We start from the raw sequence: 17,996 nt of genomic DNA, 5'->3' as shown, positions 1-17,996 counted from the left end.
ATACCATGCGTCTACAAATGCAAGGTCTATTTCCTAGTTTTAATATAAACTGTAATCCAGTGACTAATTCATCAGCGTGAGGAGTACTTCTTGAGAACCAAGTCCGGCAAAATCAACCGTTTGACTTAATACCAAGGTGTTTTCGGTGACGCTGACTACTTTGGTGTCACCAGTGGCACCAGGAATGTCGATCAGATCCGTATCCACAGTGAGCACCATGGTAGCTTCGTTATAAGACCAGGTAAAATCTCCAGATTGAGGCTCAGACTCATCGCATTTGATTGGTCCGGCATCTACCATTCCTGTATTGCCACTATCGGCAGTATTGAAGGTTATGGTGTTGTCCAGGAAGCACTCAGGGATTTGGGAAGTAATGGGAAAGCCGCCTGCCGAAGCACTGCTGAATTTCCAAGCCACTCCTGAGCCTATTAATTCTTCATCAGTTTTGGGAGGATCTTGATCCTCGTCATCGCCACAAGAGCCTAAGGCCAGCAGTCCAGCGATAGCAAATAAGAAATAGAGTTTTTGAAAAATTTTCATGGGGTAAAAATAGTTTAGTTGAGAAAGTCTAAAGTAAGCATTTTAGTGCAAAAAAATACCTCTAATCTGAGATAAGCCTATACTTATGAGCTAGAATACTTTCTACGGAGTTCTATTTTTTGTTTTTGTCTATGCCAAAGAGCAGCAGCTAGATCTGAGGCTATTTGATCAGGTTCGGATTCGTGAAGTATTTTTTTGAGTTTGTTTTCTCCCAAATCTATCCGGTAGCAGATCTGCAACAGGCGCTCAAAGTCCCGGTCGAGCATTTGGCGTATTGTTTTGCTCAAAAAAGTTATGAGTTGCTCCTCATCGTATCCACTAACCTGTTCCGGAAAGTCGAAGTCTTTGCGAAGCAAGGAAAAAGTGTCTTGGCTGATAGAATTAGGCATAGCGGAAGCAAAAAAAGCCCCGAGCTGAATCGGGGCTATCTGTTAATCTTCAGCGTTTTCGCTGCTTTCATCTGATTTATCCTCTTCGGATGGAGTAAGGATTTCTGGAGCCTGAACCCGGATGATTTTATACCAGCTGATCAGCTTTTTGATGTCGGAGGTATAAACTCTCGCTTCGTCCACTTCAGGAAGAATATGCTTCATGAAGGCTCTCAGCTCTGAATCGTCCGGATTGGTGTCCAAACCTAGATCTCCTTCAAACTCAGCTTCGATTTTTTGCATCACAGACTCCAAAGGTTCTGCACCTTCCTCAGTCAGCGTATAGATAGAAATATCGCTGAGTATAGATACACGCTGGGACATTCCTGCCACTAGCTTGGTTTTTTTTCCGTCCAAGCTCTCTAGGATCACACCGGTACGGGATGGTTTTAATACTTTGAATAAGCCGGGTTTTCCGGCTACAGTAGCTAGTTCTTTAAAATTCATGCGGTTTGTGTTTTCAGCCTGCAAATATAGAATTATCAATCAAATGATTTACCCTGCCTGATATTCAGTGACCAGTTCTTCCAGAAACTTCGTCAAATCTTCCTTGCCTGTGCCGGCCTCGGCACTGGTGACAAAGTAATCTGGCGCTTCTTCAAAGATCTGTTCCGTTTTCTTCAGGAATTTATGGATGTTTTGATCCGTTTTGGATTTGGATTGCTTATCTGCTTTGGTGAATACCAAGGCAGTGGGAACACCTTCTGTACCACACCAGAGCAAAAACTCCAGGTCAATTTTCTGCGGCTCCAGTCGGCTATCAATCAGGACAAAAACCCCGCATAAGTTTTCCCTTTTGGTGAGGTAAGTGCTGATCATGTTTTCCCAGCCATGTTTCACTTTCACATTTACCTTGGCAAAGCCGTAACCGGGAAGATCGACCAGGTACCACTTGTCATTGATCATGAAATGGTTGATCAGTTGGGTTTTCCCTGGTTTTTGGGAGGTTTTGGCTAGGCCTTTTTGACCAGTAAGCATGTTGATCAGGGAGCTTTTTCCCACATTTGATCTGCCGATAAAGGCAATCTCTGCCCGGTCTGGCTTGGGGCAATTACTGGGGTCTGCATTGCTGACTACGAAGTTGGCTGTCTTGATCATATGTTTTTATTTGGTTACAAAAGTAAGACATTATATGAAATGGAATTGGAGGCAGATACCCCTAACATTTTTCCATTCCTCGTGTTTCTTGCCTATTATTGCTCTTTCAAAGACAGAATTCTGATGGCCGTAGTTCCTTACAAAGACAAGCAAGACTCCAAAAAAGATCAGGTAGCGGAAATGTTCAATAACATATCCGGCAAATATGATTTGCTCAATCACGTGCTCAGCATGGGAATTGACATCACTTGGAGAAAAAAAGCAATTAAATACCTGAAAGATGATCAGCCTAAATTGATCCTGGATATCGCTACAGGTACCGGTGATTTTGCGATCGAAGCATTATCCCTTAACCCGGATAAGATCATAGGAGTGGATATTTCTGAAGGAATGCTGGAGGAAGGCCGCAAGAAAATGAAGAAAAAAGGGCTGGAGGATAAAATTGAACTCCAGCTTGGAGATTCAGAAGGGCTGCTTTTCGAAGATAATAAGTTTGATGCGGTCATCGTTTCCTTTGGTGTCAGGAACTTTGAGAATCTGGAAAAAGGACTGGCTGATATGTACCGGGTGCTGAAGCCTGGAGGAAAAGTTGTGATCTTGGAGTTCAGCAAGCCCACCAAAGCACCGATGAAGCAGGCTTATGCGTTTTATTCGAATGCTATTTTGCCTCAGATCGGTAAAATTGTATCCAAAGACAATTCTGCTTATACTTATCTTCCAGAGTCAGTGCAGGCCTTTCCGGATGGATTGGATTTTCTGAGAATAATGAACACAGTCGGATTCACCAGCAACTTATGCAAACCACTTACATTTGGAATAAGCTCAATCTACGTAGGAACAAAATAGTCCTCACAGGTTTAGTATTTTTCTTAGCGGCGATACCGGTTGTTGGTCAGGGAATGTTTGGCTTGACTTCGGCCTCCGGTTCCGATAACCGCACCCTTTCTTATGGATTCTTTTTGGCTGCGCATAATAGTACCTATCAGCTGAAATACTCCAATGCCTTTTACCATGAGCCCAATGGGCCATCATCAATAGTCAGAAGCATACAACCCAAATATACCCCCGGTTTTTCTCTGGGATTTATTGGGATGCTGAGGTTTCACGATCAAGTACACTTGCTTTTTACCCCGAAAGTTGGGTTTTATGAATATAAGACTGTTGTTACTTATTTTAATGACCAAATCAACACGGATTTATTAGGGGGAGATGTGGTAATTGGGGAAGAAAATCTAGGGAAAGTCGTAGAATACAGCTCAGAAGCTACCATGGTGGAGTTGCCTTTGCTTTTCAAATATCGCTCGGTAAGATTTAATAATACCAGAATGTACTTTTTGGGCGGAGGGAGTTATCAGTTCCGCACCAAAAACCAGGAGGAGGCCAATGTGGACGATATAGTAATGACCGGGCAGGACTTTTCGGTAGAAGCAGGTATGGGTTTCGAGATTTATTTCAAGTACTTCAAGTTTGCTCCTGAAATCCGATTTTCACATGGCCTCACAAATGCCTATCAGGCAGAAAACTCCCTACCTGAACTCCAAGGTGCCATAGAATCCATAAAGAGAAAATCAATCACAGTTTACCTGAATTTCCAGTAAGGGTTAAAGCCTGATAATTATTCGGTTTTTCTTTTGAACATTAAGTATTGAATTTTTTCTGATTATCCGCAATGATGCCAGTAGTTAAAGAATGAGGCTGGATAGTAGCGGATAATCGTCCACCGACAACAATCCACTGTCCACAGCGCGTAGAAAAGAAACCTTAACCCATATTTCTCTCGCTACTGGTAAGAAAGTGGATATCCATTTTTGTTTTTATGTGTGTCCGCTTTTCTGCCAGTAAGGAGGCTAAAGCAATATAGCACAAGTAAAACTTTAGAATTGAGGCCACTTCAACCTGTCCCGCTCCTGCGGGAGTCTTCGGTCACTTGTACTATGCGCAGTCGTAGTATCGGTCTTCCAACCAGATAAGCGAAGGATCTAAGGTGACTGGCATCATTGGAGATAATCATAATTTTTTAACTTGCTTACATGAAAAACAAAATTGCCCTAATCACCGGAGCAACTTCAGGAATCGGCAAAGCGGCTGCGATTACCCTTGCTAAAATAGGCTTCGACATCATAGCAACTGGTAGGCGTGGAAATCGGCTAGAAGAGCTGAAACAGGAATTGCCAGCAACTATTGAGTTTTTACCCTTAGTTTTTGATGTGCGTGACCGTGAAAAAGTAGCGGAGATTCTGGAAAATCTACCCGAGCAATGGAAAAACATAGATGTGCTGATCAATAACGCAGGAAATGCCCACGGGATGGATCCGGTGCAGTCTGCGGATCTGGATGATTGGGATGCCATGATGGATATCAATGTAAAAGGACTGCTTTACGTGTCCAAAGCTATTATTCCAGGTATGACAGCGCGAAAGTCAGGTATGATTATCAATATAGGGTCTATCGCTGCCAAGGAGGTCTATCCAAACGGTAGCGTGTATTGCGGAAGCAAACATGCCGTTGACGCTATTACCAAAGGAATGCGTATAGACCTTAACCCATTTGGGGTTCGCGTAGTCGCTATACACCCTGGATTGGTAGAAACTGAATTTTCTCTGGTCCGCTTCAAAGGAGATGACAAACGAGCCGATACGGTTTATCAAGGCATGGAACCATTGGTCGCTCAGGATATTGCGGATATCGTGGAGTTTGCCGTAACTAGACCTTCCCATGTGACAATAGCCGATGTGGTGGTTTTGCCCACCGCACAGGCTTCTGCCACCCTAGTAAAACGAGACACTTGAGCGTGAACAAAATCTATATCCCACTATTAATTATTTTGGCTGGCTGCGGTACGGCGCAGAAAAGCGATCAAGAGATTTTCTCAGAGCAGCAGCGTGAAGTACTGGATCCTGTAAAAGACGTAGAATTGGAATTGGAAATACCAGAATTGGAGAAGCAGCTTATCGCGCAGGGATTGGTAGATGTAGCGGAGGTGATACCGGGTATTTTGGTGGATCTGAAGTATTCCACCACTGATAATTTCTTCGGCCAAGATGTGTATGGGGAGCTGACCAAAGCTTATCTTCAGCCCGAGGTAGCTGAGCGTCTGCTCAAAGCCCAGAAAATGCTGAAAAAGGAGTATCCCAATTACACCTTATTGGTTTACGATGGAGTAAGACCAGCTAGTGTGCAGCAGATCCTCTGGGATAATCTGGATAAGCCGGATAGCTTAAAACCACTTTATGTGGCAGATCCTAAGGTTGGAAGTTTACATAATTTTGGTGTAGCGGTAGATTTGACCATTTTCGACATGCAGGCAGATTCCACTTTAGATATGGGGACAGGGTACGATTACTTTGGCTATCCTGCCTATCCGGACCGTGAGGATCAAATGCTGGCGGAAGGGAAGCTTAATCCAGCGCAAATAGACAACCGGGAGTTGTTGCGAAAAGTAATGACTTCCAATGGCTTTGCAGGAATAGGCTCAGAATGGTGGCATTTCAATGCATTTTCCCGCAAGGAAGCAGGTGAAAAATTTAAAATAGTCAAGTGAGAATTTTCAATGCTCAATCAAAACGATTCATATTATAATAATTCAAAACCCAATATCTCTAACCTATGAACTTAAAACGTACTCTTTTCACGCTGGCGCTGATTTTCAGCATCGCTGTAGTAGCCCCAGCACAGCAATTCAAAGCTTTAGTTTTTACTAAAACAGCAGGATTCCGCCATCAATCCATCCCAAATGCAGTCACCGCCATGAAGAAAATGGGGGAGAAGCAGGTCTTTAGCGTGTACACCTCCGAAGATCCTAGGGTTTTGGAAGAAGAAAGCCTCATGAAATACGATGTATTGATTTTGATCAGTACTACAGGAACTATTTTTGATGAAAACACCCGCGCTTCCTTGCAGAAGTTTGTTCAGAGCGGAAAAGGTGTGGTAGGCGTACATGCTGCGGCTGATTCAGAGTATGAATGGCCATGGTACAACAAAATGATGGGCGGATATTTCCTAGCTCATCCGGCTCAGCAGACTTTGCGCTTGGAAGTGGTGGACCAGGATCATCCTTCGACTTGGCATCTCCCAAAAAACTGGATGTGGACAGATGAACTGTATGAGTACAAAGACCTCAATCCAAACTTGAATGTATTGCTAAATGCAGATGAAAGCACCTATAAGGTCGCAAAAGGAAACGGTGAAAACCATCCTATGGCTTGGTATCATGAGTTCGAGGGCGGCAGGGTTTTCTACACTGCATTGGGTCATGTGGACTCCGCTTGGGAGGACGATGTATTTCTAAAGCACCTGTACGGTGGCATCTGGTACGCTGCTACTGGACATCCATTTAAGCAGTAGTTTATTACCCTTAAGCAGCAAGCCATTTGCAGTCTCAGGGAAGAATACCGATGAAAATTCGATTTGCTGGAACTTAAAGCCAGCAAATCGGTTTTCTAAACAAAAATCAAGAATACCATGCTACAAGCACAAGCAAGACCAGTTCACCTCTACATGGAGGCCAATCCAAACCCAAACTCCCTGAAGTTTGTCGCTAATTTTATGTTGGTGGATGAGGGAGTGAGTTTTGATTTTCCTGATGCAGAAAGTGCCAAAATCAGTCCCTTAGCGCAGGAACTTTTTAATTTTGCTGCCGTGGAGCGCGTTTTTATAGCTTCGAATTTTGTGACAGTTACTAAATCTGAAGAGGTAGAGTGGGCAGAAATCCAAGCTATAGTCCGAGACCATATCAAGCAGTATCTGGAAGCTGGCAAAGCACCCGTTCCAGTTGGATTTGATAAGGATCCGCTTTTTGATGAGAATGATTCAGAAGTAGTGAAGAAAATCAAGGGGATTCTGGATGAGTATATCCGTCCGGCTGTGGAGCAAGACGGCGGTGCGATCGTATTCCACTCCTTCCAAGATGGCGTGGTGAAAGTACAGCTGCAAGGCTCATGCTCAGGATGCCCGTCAAGTACGGTGACTTTGAAAGCTGGAATCCAAAATCTTCTGACCAGAATGCTTCCAGAGGTGAAGGAAGTGGAGGCAGAAGGAGTATAAGTCTAGTTTATGGGGAAAAGAGATTGGTCCTGGGCGATTCTTGGAGTCATTGCTTTGGGGATTCGCTATTTGGCTGCTCAGAACCCAGAAGCCACAGACGAAATTTATTCTAGAATTTTCTTTCCGGGTATCCGGAATGTAATTGACATGACGCTGGGGAGGCTGCCTTTCCCCAGCGTTTATTTGTTTATAGTAGGGGTGTTGCTCATCCTGGGGCTATATTTTTTGAAGCTTCGCAAAAAAAATGGGTGGAAAAGCAAAGTGATGTACTCCACTCGTGCCCTGGCAAATGGGGTAGGAGCATTGGTTTTCTTTTTCTTAGTGCTCTGGGGGTTTAATTACCAGCGAACACCAATAGTGCAGCAACTCGGACTTCAGCCAAAATCTATGAACTTAGATGAAATGAAAAATGAAGTGCTGATCACGCAGCGACTAGCGATCCAATACCGCAACGCCATCAGCTCTGATACAGCGGCCATTGAATCTATTTTACCATACCCTGAATTAGAGAAAGTGGTGCGGGCCACTATTGCCGATAACCTGGATATGCTTGGTTTGAACTTCACAGGAAGGCCTAGAACCAAGCTATTCCCCCCTCCGGGCTTTATGCGAAAAATGGGTATTTTGGGGATTTATTTTCCTTTTACCGGAGAAAGCTATATCGATCCCACGCTGCACGCACTGGAGAAGCCCTTTACTATCGCTCATGAAATGGCACATAGCTATGGGGTGACCGATGAAGGAGAAGCAAATTTTATCGCTTGGGTGATCTGTACCAATTCCGATGATCCCCTACTCCGTTATTCTGGACAACTGAGGTTGCTGAATTATTTGCTCTCTGATTATTATCGTATGGCTCCCGAAGAGTACAAGACCTGGGTGAAAACCCTGGATCCTGGAATCCGAAACGATTTGATTTCACTGCGGAAGGCCAGTGAAGCCATCAAGCCTTTTTCCATCGAGCTCAGCAGGAAGACAAATGATGTTTTTCTCAAAACTCAGGGAGTCAAAGCAGGTGTGAAAAGCTATCAACAATTGCCAAAGCTTGCTTTTGCCTGGAGAGAACGGATGAAAGGCCATTGATGCCTTGATTTGGCCGATGGCACTAGGATTTTTTTCAACACTAAATGGGCTTAGTTTTCAAAAAATGGTAGTTTAGTTTCTGAACTGGGCTTTTATAGGTCTAGCGTTGTTTTGTCCTTATCTCTCCAATGTTATCAATGCGATTAATTACTTTCTTTCTGGTTGTTCTTTATTATTCTCAAGCTACTGTTGCACAGGTTACCATGGATACGGAGTACAAAGATGACGGAAGTATAGAGCTGTATGCAACGAATGCAGATAGGGTGCCTTATACCATTTTGATTGATATGACCGAACACACCAATCTCCTCCCTATAGGTTCCTCGGGATTAGTAGTAGCTCGTCCTGGCAGATCGAAGGTGTCCACCCTGAAGCGTAGAACAGAAGGTCAGGCGACTAGTATCCGTTACTCCTATTCAATCCTAAAAGGAGATTTTTATGCTAAGTCCAAAGATGAACCTGTATATCTCATTCCTCTTCCTGAAGGGACTTTAACTACAGGAGTACGCATGACGCATATTCAAAACCGACTGCAACCCGAGGAAGAAAATACTGAGTATGTTGGGATTTCTTTCAGGTTTGATTTGCCTACAGAAGTTCTTGCTCCCCGGAAAGGGGTGGTCACTGAGATCAGGATGGATCAGTATGATGAGAAGCAAAATCTGGACTATGACCGATCCGAAAATTATATTGAGTTGTTTCATGAAGATGGATCACTCACCAAAATCATGGTATTAAAACCTGGGAGTCTAAAAGTAGAAGTGGGTCAGGAGGTGTTTCCTGGAGATGTGCTTGCCGAATCGGCCGGAGAAGAATACAATTCAGGATTGCATGTGCGTCTAGTGAACATGAAGCCCATAAAGGATGGCACATCCAAGCTCAAATACCAGAATAAGCCTATGAGTTTCATTTCCCGCGAAGGTAAGTCTGACTTTCCCGAAATGAAAAAAGTAGAGGTGGTCTATCCTGAGGAAATTATCACCGCTGAAATGAGTAAAAAAGAAAAAAAGGCGTTTAAGGCAGGGAATTAAAGCTGAAGCTTAGGCCCCTTTTTGTCAAGCTGAGCTTTCCCGTTCACAGAAGCAACTTTGCTGTGGCAATTTCCTAGTAGTAGGTTTAGCTTGCTTCTGGATGGGGGAGGGAATTGATTTTTTTAAAATGCCTTAAAGGCTGTATAATCAGCATATTAATAGATTTTTGTTGCTTTAATTCCGTATTATTTGAAAATTAGGCAAGCGTTCAAAACTACTTTCCACACTTTAATTTTTTTGATAATATGATTGTTTGTAAAAGGTTCAACTGGAGTATATTCTTGGTTTTTGTCATCCTAATTGGTGTCTCCCTGAGAACATTTGGAGAAAATATCCCTTTAGCTCAACCGCCAAACGAAGCGTTGAATACTGACGGGCTTTACTTTGCTGAGTTTTACGATTACATCTACCGAGGTCATTTTGAGCATGTGGAAATCACAGCGTCCAGTCAGATTTTTTTGATGATTTACTCCAAATACCTCCGGACTTTCGGTTCCACCTGTCCAGAGCAACTGCCGGAAAATAAGGTAGAGATCATGGATTTAATATGCGTTACAGAAGAGGTCACAACAGAAAATGGCATGGAAGTCAGTCGGGTATGTGTGGAGTATGAAGCTGTTGGTAGCGGGATATTTGCCGATCCTGATATGTACCAGACCCAATTAAAGATGGAAAAGGAGCAGGCAATGAATATTTTGCCGAGTACCATAGAAAGTATGACTAATCCCAATGCAATAGGCAATTCACTGGATATGGTACATAAGTCTAAAGGATTGCTCAGCGATATGGCTGTGTTTTTTCAGCTGAATTCATGTGCTTCAGAAGCATTGAGAAGGTTTGAAAAAAATCTTAGGAATTACGCCTTGGGGAATGCGCCTGACCGGCTGGATGAGATCAGTAAATATCAGCAGATGCGAGAAGCTGGGGGCCCTACCGGTCCTCAGGATTTAACCACCTTTGTAGATCACCTGGTTGCGGATCAAGCTGAGACCTGGGCTTTTAACAAATACCAGCGAGGGAGCATTTCTGGGCTGGTAGTACAGGGCAAGGACAGTCAAGGACGTCCTACTAGTATTCAAGCCAACTATAGATTTTCTGGTTTTATGGGGAATAGCCAGGGCTGGGTGCGGGTACTGTTTAAAAATGGATTGCCAGATTGCATCATCTTTTATGATTTTCCGGATAATTGCAAAACGCCTAATAGCAGCTTAGTATCTGATTATGCAGGCGGTTCCTATTCGAATTAGGTCACTCATCTTCGATTGCCCACCCAGACTCCTATGATCACTGCGGCGATCCCTATATAGTGCCCCAATAGCAGAACTTCTCCGTCCAATACGCCCCAGAATATCGCTACAATTGGGATAATATAAGTCACGGAAGCTGCAAAAACCGGTGTGGCAGTTTTGACCATGATATTAAAAATAATTAAGGCAATAGCTGTTCCTAGAACTCCTAGCAAGGTCAGGTACCCCAAAGCCTCTAATGCACCATCTATATTGACCACTTTATAGGAAAACTGAGTGTTTGCCATGAGGTAGGTAAGTGCGACAGGTAGCACAAGGGCCAGGGAAATCGCAGTGATTTCTATAGGTTTTAGCTTGACAAACTTGTATTTGATGATGTTTAAATTGAACCCATAGCATATACAGGCAAGAATCACATAAAATGCATGGGAATTTATGTCATTGAAGGCTCCAAAACCTGAACCTTCTTTGACCGTCACCAGAATAAATACCCCTATAAATGCAATGGCTAAGCCTAGACCGTTTCGTCTAGTGATTTTAGAGCTAAAGAACAAAGCTCCTATGACCACCACAGAGAGTGGAGTCAAAGCATTCAATACCCCTGTCAAAGAACTACTGAGCTCGGTTTGGGCTTTTGCAAAGAGAAAGGCAGGAATGAAACTTCCAACCAGCCCGACAATAATCAGATTTTTGATCTGAGTTTTATCGAGGTTTTTGATTCTTGGAATAGAAAGTGGCAATAGAAAAGTGGCAGCAGCGACGATTCTATAGGCTCCTACTTCGCCTGGGGAAAATACTTCCAATCCCCTCTTGATAAGAATAAATGAACTTCCCCAAATAAGGGATAGAAGAATGAGTAACCCCCAGTTTTTGAGGTTGCTGTCGTTGGTGGTAGTTGACATTGGCATAAATGGGACATTGCCCACTTACAAAGGAAGCAAAAGCAAAGAAAAGTTCGTGAAAAAATTAGCAGGAGTTGTACACTGGAGTCAAACTTTGAATCTGGTGCTTTTGTCGAGCTATTAGAAAAGCAATGTTAAACAGTTTTTTTTGGGTATAAGCTAAATAATATTGGTTTTTAGTAAGTTTTTAAGGGTATAACCTTAAAAATATATTTTTAATGCTTACTTTTATGGTTATAACCTTAAAAAGCATGATAGCAAGAGCGACTTATTATGAGCAGTTACGGGAATTCATCGACAAACCGCAGATTAAAATCCTGACTGGGATCAGAAGAAGCGGTAAGTCAACTGCATTATTGCTGCTTAAAGAAGAGTTACTAGCTAGAAGGATTGACGGTCACCTAATTATTCATATTAATTTAGAAAGTTTTGTGTTCTCTGATTTGCGTACAGCTACTCAACTTTATAGATATGTTGAGGAGAAAGTACAAAAAGGTAAAAGAGCCTATTTGCTTCTGGATGAGATCCAAGAGGTGGATGGCTGGGAGAAAGCAATAAATTCAATGTTGGTAGATTTTGATGTAGATATTTACCTCACTGGTTCCAATTCTCATCTTTTATCCTCAGAATTGGCCACCTATTTGGCAGGACGCTTCGTAGAGATTCCAGTATATACGCTGTCCTTTGCCGAATATTTACAATTCCGAACTGCTTATTTCCCAGGTGATTTAACAGATAGAAAATCGGCTTTTATGGCTTATTTGAGAGTAGGAGGTTTTCCGGTGCTACATACGGCAAACTATTCAATAGAAACGGCATACAAAGTTGTATATGATATATATTCTTCTGTCATACTTCGGGATACGGTTCAGCGTTACAAAATAAGGGATGTGGAATTGCTGGAGCGGATTGTGAAATATGCTATTGATAATATAGGTAATACTTTTTCGGGAAAGAATGTGGCCGACTATTTCAAAAGTCAGCAACGTAAAATTGATCTCAATACAGTTTATAATTACCTGACAGCGTTAGAGGGTGCCTTTATCTTATACCGAGCTTCACGGTACGATATTAAAGGAAAAGAAATCTTAAAAACCCAAGAAAAATTTTACTTGAGCGATGTGGGATTGCTTTATGCTACGATGGGGTATCGAGATAGGATGATCTCAGGGATTTTGGAAAATATAGTTTTCCTTGAATTAAAAAGAAGAGGATATGCTGTGTTTGTAGGAAAATTTCTTGATAAGGAAATTGATTTTATCGCTGAAAAGAAAGGCCAAAAGATATATGTACAAGTGGCCTATAAGCTGGAGAGTGAACAGACTGTAGAAAGGGAGTTTTCTAGTCTTTTAGCCATTCAAGATCAATTTCCAAAATATGTAGTGACACTGGATGACTTCTGGAAAGAAGCTGTGGAGGGTGTTCAGCATGTACACTTATCCGATTTTTTACTTCAAAGTTTTTGATTTGTTGGATGAACAGAAAAGGCGGCAAAGCCGAATCAAATTTTCCAACTTTATCACCTTCCCAGTTTTTAACTAAATTTTTTAAAAGACATGGTCAGCATATACTTCTGACACCTGCTCTAGAACCTCACATACCTGTTCATAGGTGTCAGCTGTGACCATCTCCGTGCGGTATTGCTTGAAATTAGGCATGCCACGGAAGTAATTGGTGTAGTGTCTTCGCATTTCGAGAATTCCCAGTTTCGGTCCTTTCCACTCTACGGAGAAGTCCAGGTGTTTTTTGGCGACAGCTATTCTTTCTTCCAATCCTGGAGCCGTAAGTTTTTCTCCTGTGGCTAAGAAATGCTTGATCTCATTGAATATCCATGGATAGCCTATCGATGCTCTACCGATCATCATGCCATCTACATTGTATTTATTTTTGTATTCCAATGCTTTCTCCGGCGAATCTATATCTCCGTTTCCAAAGACTGGAATGTGTAGGCGTGGATTATCTTTGACCTGATTCAGGTAGCTCCAGTCAGCTTCTCCTTTATACATTTGTTTTCGGGTACGGGCGTGAATGGAGATGGCCTGAATCCCTACGTCCTGCAGTCGCTCTGCTACTTCCACGATACGAATGGTATTATTGTCCCAGCCAAGTCGTGTTTTGACTGTCACGGGGATATTTACAGCTTTTACGATTTCGGCAGTCATGGATACCATTTTGTCTATATCCAATAGGATCCCGGCACCAGCTCCTTTACAAGCTACTTTATTTACTGGGCAACCATAATTGATGTCCAGAATGTCCGGATTGGCTTCCTCTACTATGGCAGCGGCTTCACGCATGGAGTCAATTTCATTTCCGAAAATCTGAATGCCTATGGGGCGTTCATAATCGAAAATATCCAGTTTCTGGACGCTTTTGGCGGCGTCTCGAATGAGGCCTTCAGAGCTGATAAATTCGGTATACATCAGGTCTGCACCGTTCTCTTTGCATACTGCCCTGAACGGCGGATCACTCACATCTTCCATAGGTGCAAGCAATAATGGGAAGTCCCCTAACTCTAAGTTTCCTATCTTAACCACTTCTTATTTTAAATTTGCGCGTAAATTTACCTCAAATATGGAGATATACGAAACTGAATCTGAAATAGCCAAGCGGAAGAGTTGGCTTTTGTCCTTGGTAGTCACGGTTTTAGTGTCAATTGGTGTACTGATTGTTCTGCAAGTAATTGCCATAGGGATGGTGCCCCTTATTTTTAATGTTTCAATAGATGAAATAGTTGGGCTTATGAGTGGGGATTATTCTAGTCCCAATGGCCGCATGGCTATATATTTCATCCAGGGGATTGGTTCGGGAATAGGTTTTTGGGTGGCAGCCTATGTGGTGATGCATTTTATTGACCAAGCCGATTTGCATTGGGAGCTTCAGTTGTCACGCTTTAACCCAACTGGCGCAGGAATGGTTCTGTTGATTGCCCTAGGAGGAATGCTGGTGAACGGATACCTGGGCTACCTCAACTCAAATATGGCACTGCCGGAATTTATGTCCGGGATAGAACTTTGGATGCGGGAGATGGAAGATCAACTTGCGGAGATGACTAAATTTCTGACGGATTTCCAGACCATTCCGGAATTATTGACGGGGATTTTGGTAATCGGAATTCTGGCTGGGATAGGAGAAGAGATGTTTTTCCGAGGGCTAATCCAGCCCAAAATGCACTTGTACACCGGGAATGCTCATGTGGGTATCTGGCTCACAGCATTTATTTTCTCTGCCATCCATGTACAGTTTTATGGCTTTTTTCCTCGGATGTTACTGGGGGGCATTTTTGGTTACTTATATTATTATTCAGGAAGCCTTACCTATCCGATTTTAGGACATATTTTCAATAATACTTTTACACTTTTGTTGATTTATGCCTCTAATGAAGGCTGGATAGATTTTGATCTTGAATCGTCTGATTCGGCTTCTCTTCCTGGTGCATTGTTGGGAATACTGGTTCTTTTGGCAGGAATCGTTTACTTTAAGAAAACAAATAAACCCAATGGAAAACTGGATCAAGGTATTTGAAAGTCCGATGCAGGTGCGAGCCGAAATCGTGAAGGGGGTCTTGGAGGAGCATCAAATCCAAGCGGTAGTGTTAAATAAAAAAGAAACAGTCTATCAGATATTTGGACAGCATGAGGTGCTTGTGCAAAAAGACGATGTGATAGCGGCGAATAACCTAATCCAGAATGAGATCACGTTTTAGTATAAGTAACTATAGTAACCTGGGCCAGCGAGCCATCACAGCCCTTATAGGTGCTTTGGTGTTAATCGGGGCTTCAGTTTATTCAGATTACACGTATTTTATAGTTTTTGCAGCGATCTTAGGCTTTTCTCAGATGGAGTTTTACAAGTTGAGCGGACTGGACGGCATGCTTCCTCTGAAAAGCTTTGGGACATTTATCGGTTTGATGATTTTCTTGCTGACATTCCTGATCGAAAAAGAACACCTAAATAATAAATACCTCTATTTGATTTTCCCCATACTTTCGCTCACCTATTTCATCAAGCTGTATCGCAAGACGGATAAGAAACCCTTCACGGGCGTGGCCTTTACCTTTTTGGGTATTTTCTATGTTGCTGTCCCATTTTCTCTTTTGAACCTGGCCGTTTTCTCCGTAAATGAGACTTACAATTATGAAATATTACTGGGTTGCCTACTGATACTTTGGGCAAGTGATACCGGGGCGTATTTTGCAGGAACAAAGTTTGGTAAAACTAAGTTGTTTGAAAGAGTGTCCCCAAAGAAGTCCTGGGAAGGCTTTCTGGGTGGGGCATTTTCAGCGATAGGAGTAGCATTTATTTTGACCAGATACTTTCATGTGATCGAGGATTGGAAATGGCTGGTGATAGCAGGTATCATCATCATCGCAGGTACATACGGTGATTTGATCGAGTCATTATTTAAGCGCTCTATTGAGATCAAAGACTCAGGTAGAGGTTTGCCTGGGCATGGTGGATTTATGGATAGATTTGACGGTTTGTTACTTTCGGCTCCATTTATTACCGCCTTTTTGAAAATCTTCTAATTTTGACCCCCTTAGATTTAAAATCTGCTTAATATTGCAGAGCATTTGAATAACTAAATCAAACCCAAATATGGCTTACATTGAACCGGCCCCGATCAAGGATAAAGAAAATCCACTGGAGTCCATGATGGAAAGATTCAACATCGCTGCTGAAAAGCTAGGTCTCTCTGACGAGGTCTATAATGTGTTGAAAAATCCTGCCAAACAAGTAATCGTTTCCCTGCCAATTACCATGGACAATGGGAAAATCCAAGTTTTCGAAGGGATACGAGTGATTCACTCCAATATCCTAGGCCCAGCCAAAGGAGGAATCCGATTCGCTCCAGATGTCCACATCGACGAAGTGCGCGCTTTGGCAGCATGGATGACCTGGAAATGTGCCGTAGTGGATATTCCATATGGTGGAGGTAAAGGTGGCGTGAGATGTAACCCAAGAGAAATGTCCAAAGGTGAAATCGAACGTTTGGTTAGAGCTTATACTATGGCGATGATCGATGTGTTTGGGCCGGATAAGGATATCCCTGCACCAGATATGGGAACAGGACCTAGAGAAATGGCTTGGCTAATGGATGAATATTCTAAGGCACACGGAATGACTGTTAACTCTGTAGTTACAGGAAAACCGCTGGTTTTAGGAGGTTCGCTAGGCAGGACGGAAGCCACAGGACGTGGGGTGATGGTTTCGGCTTTGGCAGCCATGCAAAAATTGAAAATCAATCCTTTTCAGGCCACCTGTGCAGTGCAGGGTTTTGGAAATGTAGGCTCATGGGCAGCTAGGTTATTGGAGGAAAGAGGATTAAAGATCGTGGCGATTTCTGACCATACCGGTGCATTTTATAATGAGAAAGGAATAGATATCGTAAAGGCTATTGAATACAGAGATGCTAATGGCGGACATTTAGGAGGGTTTACAGGTGGTGATGCCATGGAAAATCCCGCAGACCTGTTGACTTTAGAAGTCGATGTGTTGGTTCCGGCAGCAGTGGAAGATGTGATTACCATTCATAATGTGAATGATATCAAAGCTAAACTCATCGTAGAAGGAGCCAATGGTCCTACTTCCGCAAAAGCTGATGCGATCATCAATGAGAAAGGAATAATGGCAGTGCCGGATATCCTGGCCAATGCTGGCGGGGTTACCGTCTCCTATTTCGAATGGGTGCAAAACAGGCTAGGATACAAATGGACAGCAGATCGGGTGAATAGACGCTCAGATCGGATTATGAAGGATTCATTTGAAATGGTATATCAAGCTTCGCAGAAATATGATGTACCGATGAGAATAGCCGCATATATAGTAGCTATAGACAAAGTGGCCCAGACTTATACCTACAGAGGAGGATTCTAAGCCCATTCTATCGAAAGAATATTTTATCTTTGAGGCGTGGGGCAAACTCCACGCCTTTTAGTTTTACTTACTATGACTATACACAGAGAAGGAAGAGTTTTATTGTTTTGGTTGCTAATAATCTTGGTGGCCGGCAATTACCTGATAATTTATTTTATGCCTGATGCCAGGGTGCTTTCCAATGTCGCGATTTTGGGAAGTGTAGTACTTTATCTGGTTATTTTACAGTTTTTCCGAAGCCCTATCATCAAACTTCCCAATGAGGAAGGTTTGGTATATGCACCGGTAGATGGGAAGGTGGTAGTCATCGAAGAGACCTTTGAGCCGGAATACCTGAAAGAAAACCGCAGACAGATTTCCATCTTCATGTCTCCCATCAATGTGCATATTACCCGATCGCCGATAAAAGGCATCGTGGAATTTTTCAAATATCATCCGGGAAAATACCTAGTAGCTTGGCATCCTAAGTCCAGCACTGAAAATGAGCGGACTACTATGGTTTTAAAGGGAGCTGACGGCACCAAACTTCTGGTAAGACAGATAGCAGGTGCCATGGCCAGAAGAATCAAATGGTACGTGGAGCCGGGTTCAGAGCTGGAGCAAGGTGGGGAGTTTGGATTTATCAAATTTGGGTCAAGGGTAGATGTGTTTCTTCCACTTGATGCCGAGGTGTTGGTTGATTTGGAAGAAAAGACTAAAGGAGGAAGGACTCCAATCGCAAAACTGAAGGCTTAGACTTTTTGCGGC

General features: G+C 42.8%; 21 protein-coding genes. 15 read left to right on the top strand and 6 right to left on the bottom strand.

What is annotated here, in order from left to right:
- Positions 1-63: 63 nt before the first annotated feature.
- The 4 genes from PBT90_RS15915 to yihA all read right to left on the bottom strand — a co-directional run bounded on the left by PBT90_RS15915 (position 64) and on the right by yihA (position 2,066).
- A complete protein-coding gene (locus tag PBT90_RS15915; RefSeq protein WP_264807495.1) occupies positions 64-540 on the bottom strand; it encodes a lipocalin-like domain-containing protein in 477 nt (158 codons plus the stop codon).
- Between the two features lie 83 nt (positions 541-623).
- Complete coding sequence (locus tag PBT90_RS15910; protein WP_270129964.1) at positions 624-929, bottom strand: hypothetical protein; 306 nt, start codon at positions 927-929, stop codon at positions 624-626.
- 42 nt (positions 930-971) lie between these two features.
- Positions 972-1,415: a DUF5606 family protein gene (locus PBT90_RS15905; RefSeq protein ID WP_264807493.1), complete on the bottom strand. Its 444-nt coding sequence runs from the start codon at positions 1,413-1,415 to the stop codon at positions 972-974.
- A gap of 48 nt (positions 1,416-1,463) precedes the next feature.
- Positions 1,464-2,066 carry a ribosome biogenesis GTP-binding protein YihA/YsxC gene (gene yihA / locus PBT90_RS15900; RefSeq protein ID WP_264807492.1) on the bottom strand — a complete coding sequence of 201 codons (603 nt, stop codon included), beginning with the start codon at positions 2,064-2,066 and terminating at the stop codon, positions 1,464-1,466.
- A gap of 123 nt (positions 2,067-2,189) precedes the next feature.
- On the opposite strand from yihA, the gene ubiE reads away from it, so the two are divergent.
- The 9 genes from ubiE to PBT90_RS15855 all read left to right on the top strand — a co-directional run bounded on the left by ubiE (position 2,190) and on the right by PBT90_RS15855 (position 10,470).
- A complete protein-coding gene (gene ubiE / locus PBT90_RS15895) occupies positions 2,190-2,912 on the top strand; it encodes a bifunctional demethylmenaquinone methyltransferase/2-methoxy-6-polyprenyl-1,4-benzoquinol methylase UbiE (protein ID WP_264811469.1) in 723 nt (240 codons plus the stop codon).
- Positions 2,861-3,664 carry a type IX secretion/gliding motility protein PorT/SprT gene (gene porT, locus PBT90_RS15890; protein WP_264807491.1) on the top strand — a complete coding sequence of 268 codons (804 nt, stop codon included), beginning with the start codon at positions 2,861-2,863 and terminating at the stop codon, positions 3,662-3,664. Before ubiE ends, porT begins: the two co-directional genes overlap by 52 nt.
- A 432-nt stretch (positions 3,665-4,096) precedes the next feature.
- Positions 4,097-4,855, top strand: a complete 759-nt coding sequence (locus PBT90_RS15885) for an SDR family NAD(P)-dependent oxidoreductase (RefSeq protein ID WP_264807490.1) — start codon at positions 4,097-4,099, stop codon at positions 4,853-4,855.
- Positions 4,852-5,607 carry a M15 family metallopeptidase gene (locus PBT90_RS15880; protein ID WP_396127650.1) on the top strand — a complete coding sequence of 252 codons (756 nt, stop codon included), beginning with the start codon at positions 4,852-4,854 and terminating at the stop codon, positions 5,605-5,607. The genes PBT90_RS15885 and PBT90_RS15880 overlap by 4 nt, the downstream gene beginning before the upstream one ends.
- A 65-nt stretch (positions 5,608-5,672) precedes the next feature.
- Positions 5,673-6,410, top strand: coding sequence for a ThuA domain-containing protein (locus PBT90_RS15875; RefSeq protein ID WP_264807489.1), 738 nt, complete (start codon positions 5,673-5,675; stop codon positions 6,408-6,410).
- Between the two features lie 117 nt (positions 6,411-6,527).
- Positions 6,528-7,109, top strand: a complete 582-nt coding sequence (locus tag PBT90_RS15870; protein WP_264807488.1) for a NifU family protein — start codon at positions 6,528-6,530, stop codon at positions 7,107-7,109.
- Between the two features lie 9 nt (positions 7,110-7,118).
- Complete coding sequence (locus PBT90_RS15865; RefSeq protein ID WP_264807487.1) at positions 7,119-8,192, top strand: DUF3810 domain-containing protein; 1,074 nt, start codon at positions 7,119-7,121, stop codon at positions 8,190-8,192.
- 137 nt (positions 8,193-8,329) lie between these two features.
- Positions 8,330-9,223, top strand: a complete 894-nt coding sequence (locus PBT90_RS15860) for a M23 family metallopeptidase (RefSeq protein ID WP_264807486.1) — start codon at positions 8,330-8,332, stop codon at positions 9,221-9,223.
- 245 nt (positions 9,224-9,468) lie between these two features.
- Positions 9,469-10,470: a hypothetical protein gene (locus PBT90_RS15855; protein ID WP_264807485.1), complete on the top strand. Its 1,002-nt coding sequence runs from the start codon at positions 9,469-9,471 to the stop codon at positions 10,468-10,470.
- Positions 10,471-10,475: 5 nt separating this feature from the next.
- Here the strand turns inward: PBT90_RS15855 and PBT90_RS15850 are convergent, their stop codons facing one another.
- Positions 10,476-11,372 (bottom strand): DMT family transporter, encoded by an 897-nt coding sequence (locus tag PBT90_RS15850; protein WP_264807484.1) that lies wholly within the window; start codon positions 11,370-11,372, stop codon positions 10,476-10,478.
- A 251-nt stretch (positions 11,373-11,623) separates the two neighbouring features.
- Here PBT90_RS15850 and PBT90_RS15845 point away from each other — a divergent pair, with 251 nt between their 5' ends.
- Positions 11,624-12,838 (top strand): ATP-binding protein, encoded by a 1,215-nt coding sequence (locus PBT90_RS15845; protein ID WP_264807483.1) that lies wholly within the window; start codon positions 11,624-11,626, stop codon positions 12,836-12,838.
- Between the two features lie 81 nt (positions 12,839-12,919).
- Here PBT90_RS15845 and dusB read toward each other — a convergent pair whose 3' ends face one another.
- Positions 12,920-13,909, bottom strand: a complete 990-nt coding sequence (gene dusB, locus PBT90_RS15840; RefSeq protein ID WP_264807482.1) for a tRNA dihydrouridine synthase DusB — start codon at positions 13,907-13,909, stop codon at positions 12,920-12,922.
- Between the two features lie 37 nt (positions 13,910-13,946).
- On the opposite strand from dusB, the gene PBT90_RS15835 reads away from it, so the two are divergent.
- The 5 genes from PBT90_RS15835 (at position 13,947) to PBT90_RS15815 (ending at position 17,984) form a co-directional block, all read left to right on the top strand.
- Positions 13,947-14,897 (top strand): CPBP family intramembrane glutamic endopeptidase, encoded by a 951-nt coding sequence (locus PBT90_RS15835; protein WP_270129957.1) that lies wholly within the window; start codon positions 13,947-13,949, stop codon positions 14,895-14,897.
- Complete coding sequence (locus tag PBT90_RS15830) at positions 14,872-15,078, top strand: DUF2007 domain-containing protein (protein ID WP_264807480.1); 207 nt, start codon at positions 14,872-14,874, stop codon at positions 15,076-15,078. The genes PBT90_RS15835 and PBT90_RS15830 overlap by 26 nt, the downstream gene beginning before the upstream one ends.
- Positions 15,062-15,901 carry a phosphatidate cytidylyltransferase gene (locus tag PBT90_RS15825; RefSeq protein ID WP_264807479.1) on the top strand — a complete coding sequence of 280 codons (840 nt, stop codon included), beginning with the start codon at positions 15,062-15,064 and terminating at the stop codon, positions 15,899-15,901. The genes PBT90_RS15830 and PBT90_RS15825 overlap by 17 nt, the downstream gene beginning before the upstream one ends.
- 70 nt (positions 15,902-15,971) lie before the next feature.
- A complete protein-coding gene (locus tag PBT90_RS15820; protein ID WP_264807478.1) occupies positions 15,972-17,249 on the top strand; it encodes a Glu/Leu/Phe/Val family dehydrogenase in 1,278 nt (425 codons plus the stop codon).
- Between the two features lie 72 nt (positions 17,250-17,321).
- Positions 17,322-17,984: a phosphatidylserine decarboxylase family protein gene (locus tag PBT90_RS15815; RefSeq protein WP_264807477.1), complete on the top strand. Its 663-nt coding sequence runs from the start codon at positions 17,322-17,324 to the stop codon at positions 17,982-17,984.
- Positions 17,985-17,996: the final 12 nt, after the last annotated feature.

This window comes from Algoriphagus sp. TR-M9, assembly GCF_027594545.1.
In the GTDB taxonomy this organism is placed as follows: Bacteria; Bacteroidota; Bacteroidia; order Cytophagales; family Cyclobacteriaceae; genus Algoriphagus; species Algoriphagus halophytocola.
This window is presented reverse-complemented; position numbering and strand designations above follow the sequence as displayed.

Bases quoted from the DNA above. Each gene is read 5' to 3' on its own strand.
- PBT90_RS15825 (WP_264807479.1), top strand. From the start codon at position 15,062: ATGAGATCACGTTTTAGTATAAGTAACTATAGTAACCTGGGCCAGCGA.
- PBT90_RS15905 (WP_264807493.1), bottom strand. From the start codon at position 1,415: ATGAATTTTAAAGAACTAGCTACTGTAGCCGGAAAACCCGGCTTATTC.
- PBT90_RS15820 (WP_264807478.1), top strand. From the start codon at position 15,972: ATGGCTTACATTGAACCGGCCCCGATCAAGGATAAAGAAAATCCACTG.
- PBT90_RS15845 (WP_264807483.1), top strand. From the start codon at position 11,624: ATGATAGCAAGAGCGACTTATTATGAGCAGTTACGGGAATTCATCGAC.
- PBT90_RS15885 (WP_264807490.1), top strand. From the start codon at position 4,097: ATGAAAAACAAAATTGCCCTAATCACCGGAGCAACTTCAGGAATCGGC.
- ubiE (WP_264811469.1), top strand. From the start codon at position 2,190: ATGGCCGTAGTTCCTTACAAAGACAAGCAAGACTCCAAAAAAGATCAG.
- PBT90_RS15860 (WP_264807486.1), top strand. From the start codon at position 8,330: ATGCGATTAATTACTTTCTTTCTGGTTGTTCTTTATTATTCTCAAGCT.
- PBT90_RS15855 (WP_264807485.1), top strand. From the start codon at position 9,469: ATGATTGTTTGTAAAAGGTTCAACTGGAGTATATTCTTGGTTTTTGTC.
- PBT90_RS15870 (WP_264807488.1), top strand. From the start codon at position 6,528: ATGCTACAAGCACAAGCAAGACCAGTTCACCTCTACATGGAGGCCAAT.
- PBT90_RS15865 (WP_264807487.1), top strand. From the start codon at position 7,119: ATGGGGAAAAGAGATTGGTCCTGGGCGATTCTTGGAGTCATTGCTTTG.
- PBT90_RS15830 (WP_264807480.1), top strand. From the start codon at position 14,872: ATGGAAAACTGGATCAAGGTATTTGAAAGTCCGATGCAGGTGCGAGCC.
- PBT90_RS15835 (WP_270129957.1), top strand. From the start codon at position 13,947: ATGGAGATATACGAAACTGAATCTGAAATAGCCAAGCGGAAGAGTTGG.
- PBT90_RS15915 (WP_264807495.1), bottom strand. From the start codon at position 540: ATGAAAATTTTTCAAAAACTCTATTTCTTATTTGCTATCGCTGGACTG.
- PBT90_RS15850 (WP_264807484.1), bottom strand. From the start codon at position 11,372: ATGTCAACTACCACCAACGACAGCAACCTCAAAAACTGGGGGTTACTC.
- porT (WP_264807491.1), top strand. From the start codon at position 2,861: ATGCAAACCACTTACATTTGGAATAAGCTCAATCTACGTAGGAACAAA.
- PBT90_RS15875 (WP_264807489.1), top strand. From the start codon at position 5,673: ATGAACTTAAAACGTACTCTTTTCACGCTGGCGCTGATTTTCAGCATC.
- yihA (WP_264807492.1), bottom strand. From the start codon at position 2,066: ATGATCAAGACAGCCAACTTCGTAGTCAGCAATGCAGACCCCAGTAAT.
- PBT90_RS15910 (WP_270129964.1), bottom strand. From the start codon at position 929: ATGCCTAATTCTATCAGCCAAGACACTTTTTCCTTGCTTCGCAAAGAC.
- PBT90_RS15815 (WP_264807477.1), top strand. From the start codon at position 17,322: ATGACTATACACAGAGAAGGAAGAGTTTTATTGTTTTGGTTGCTAATA.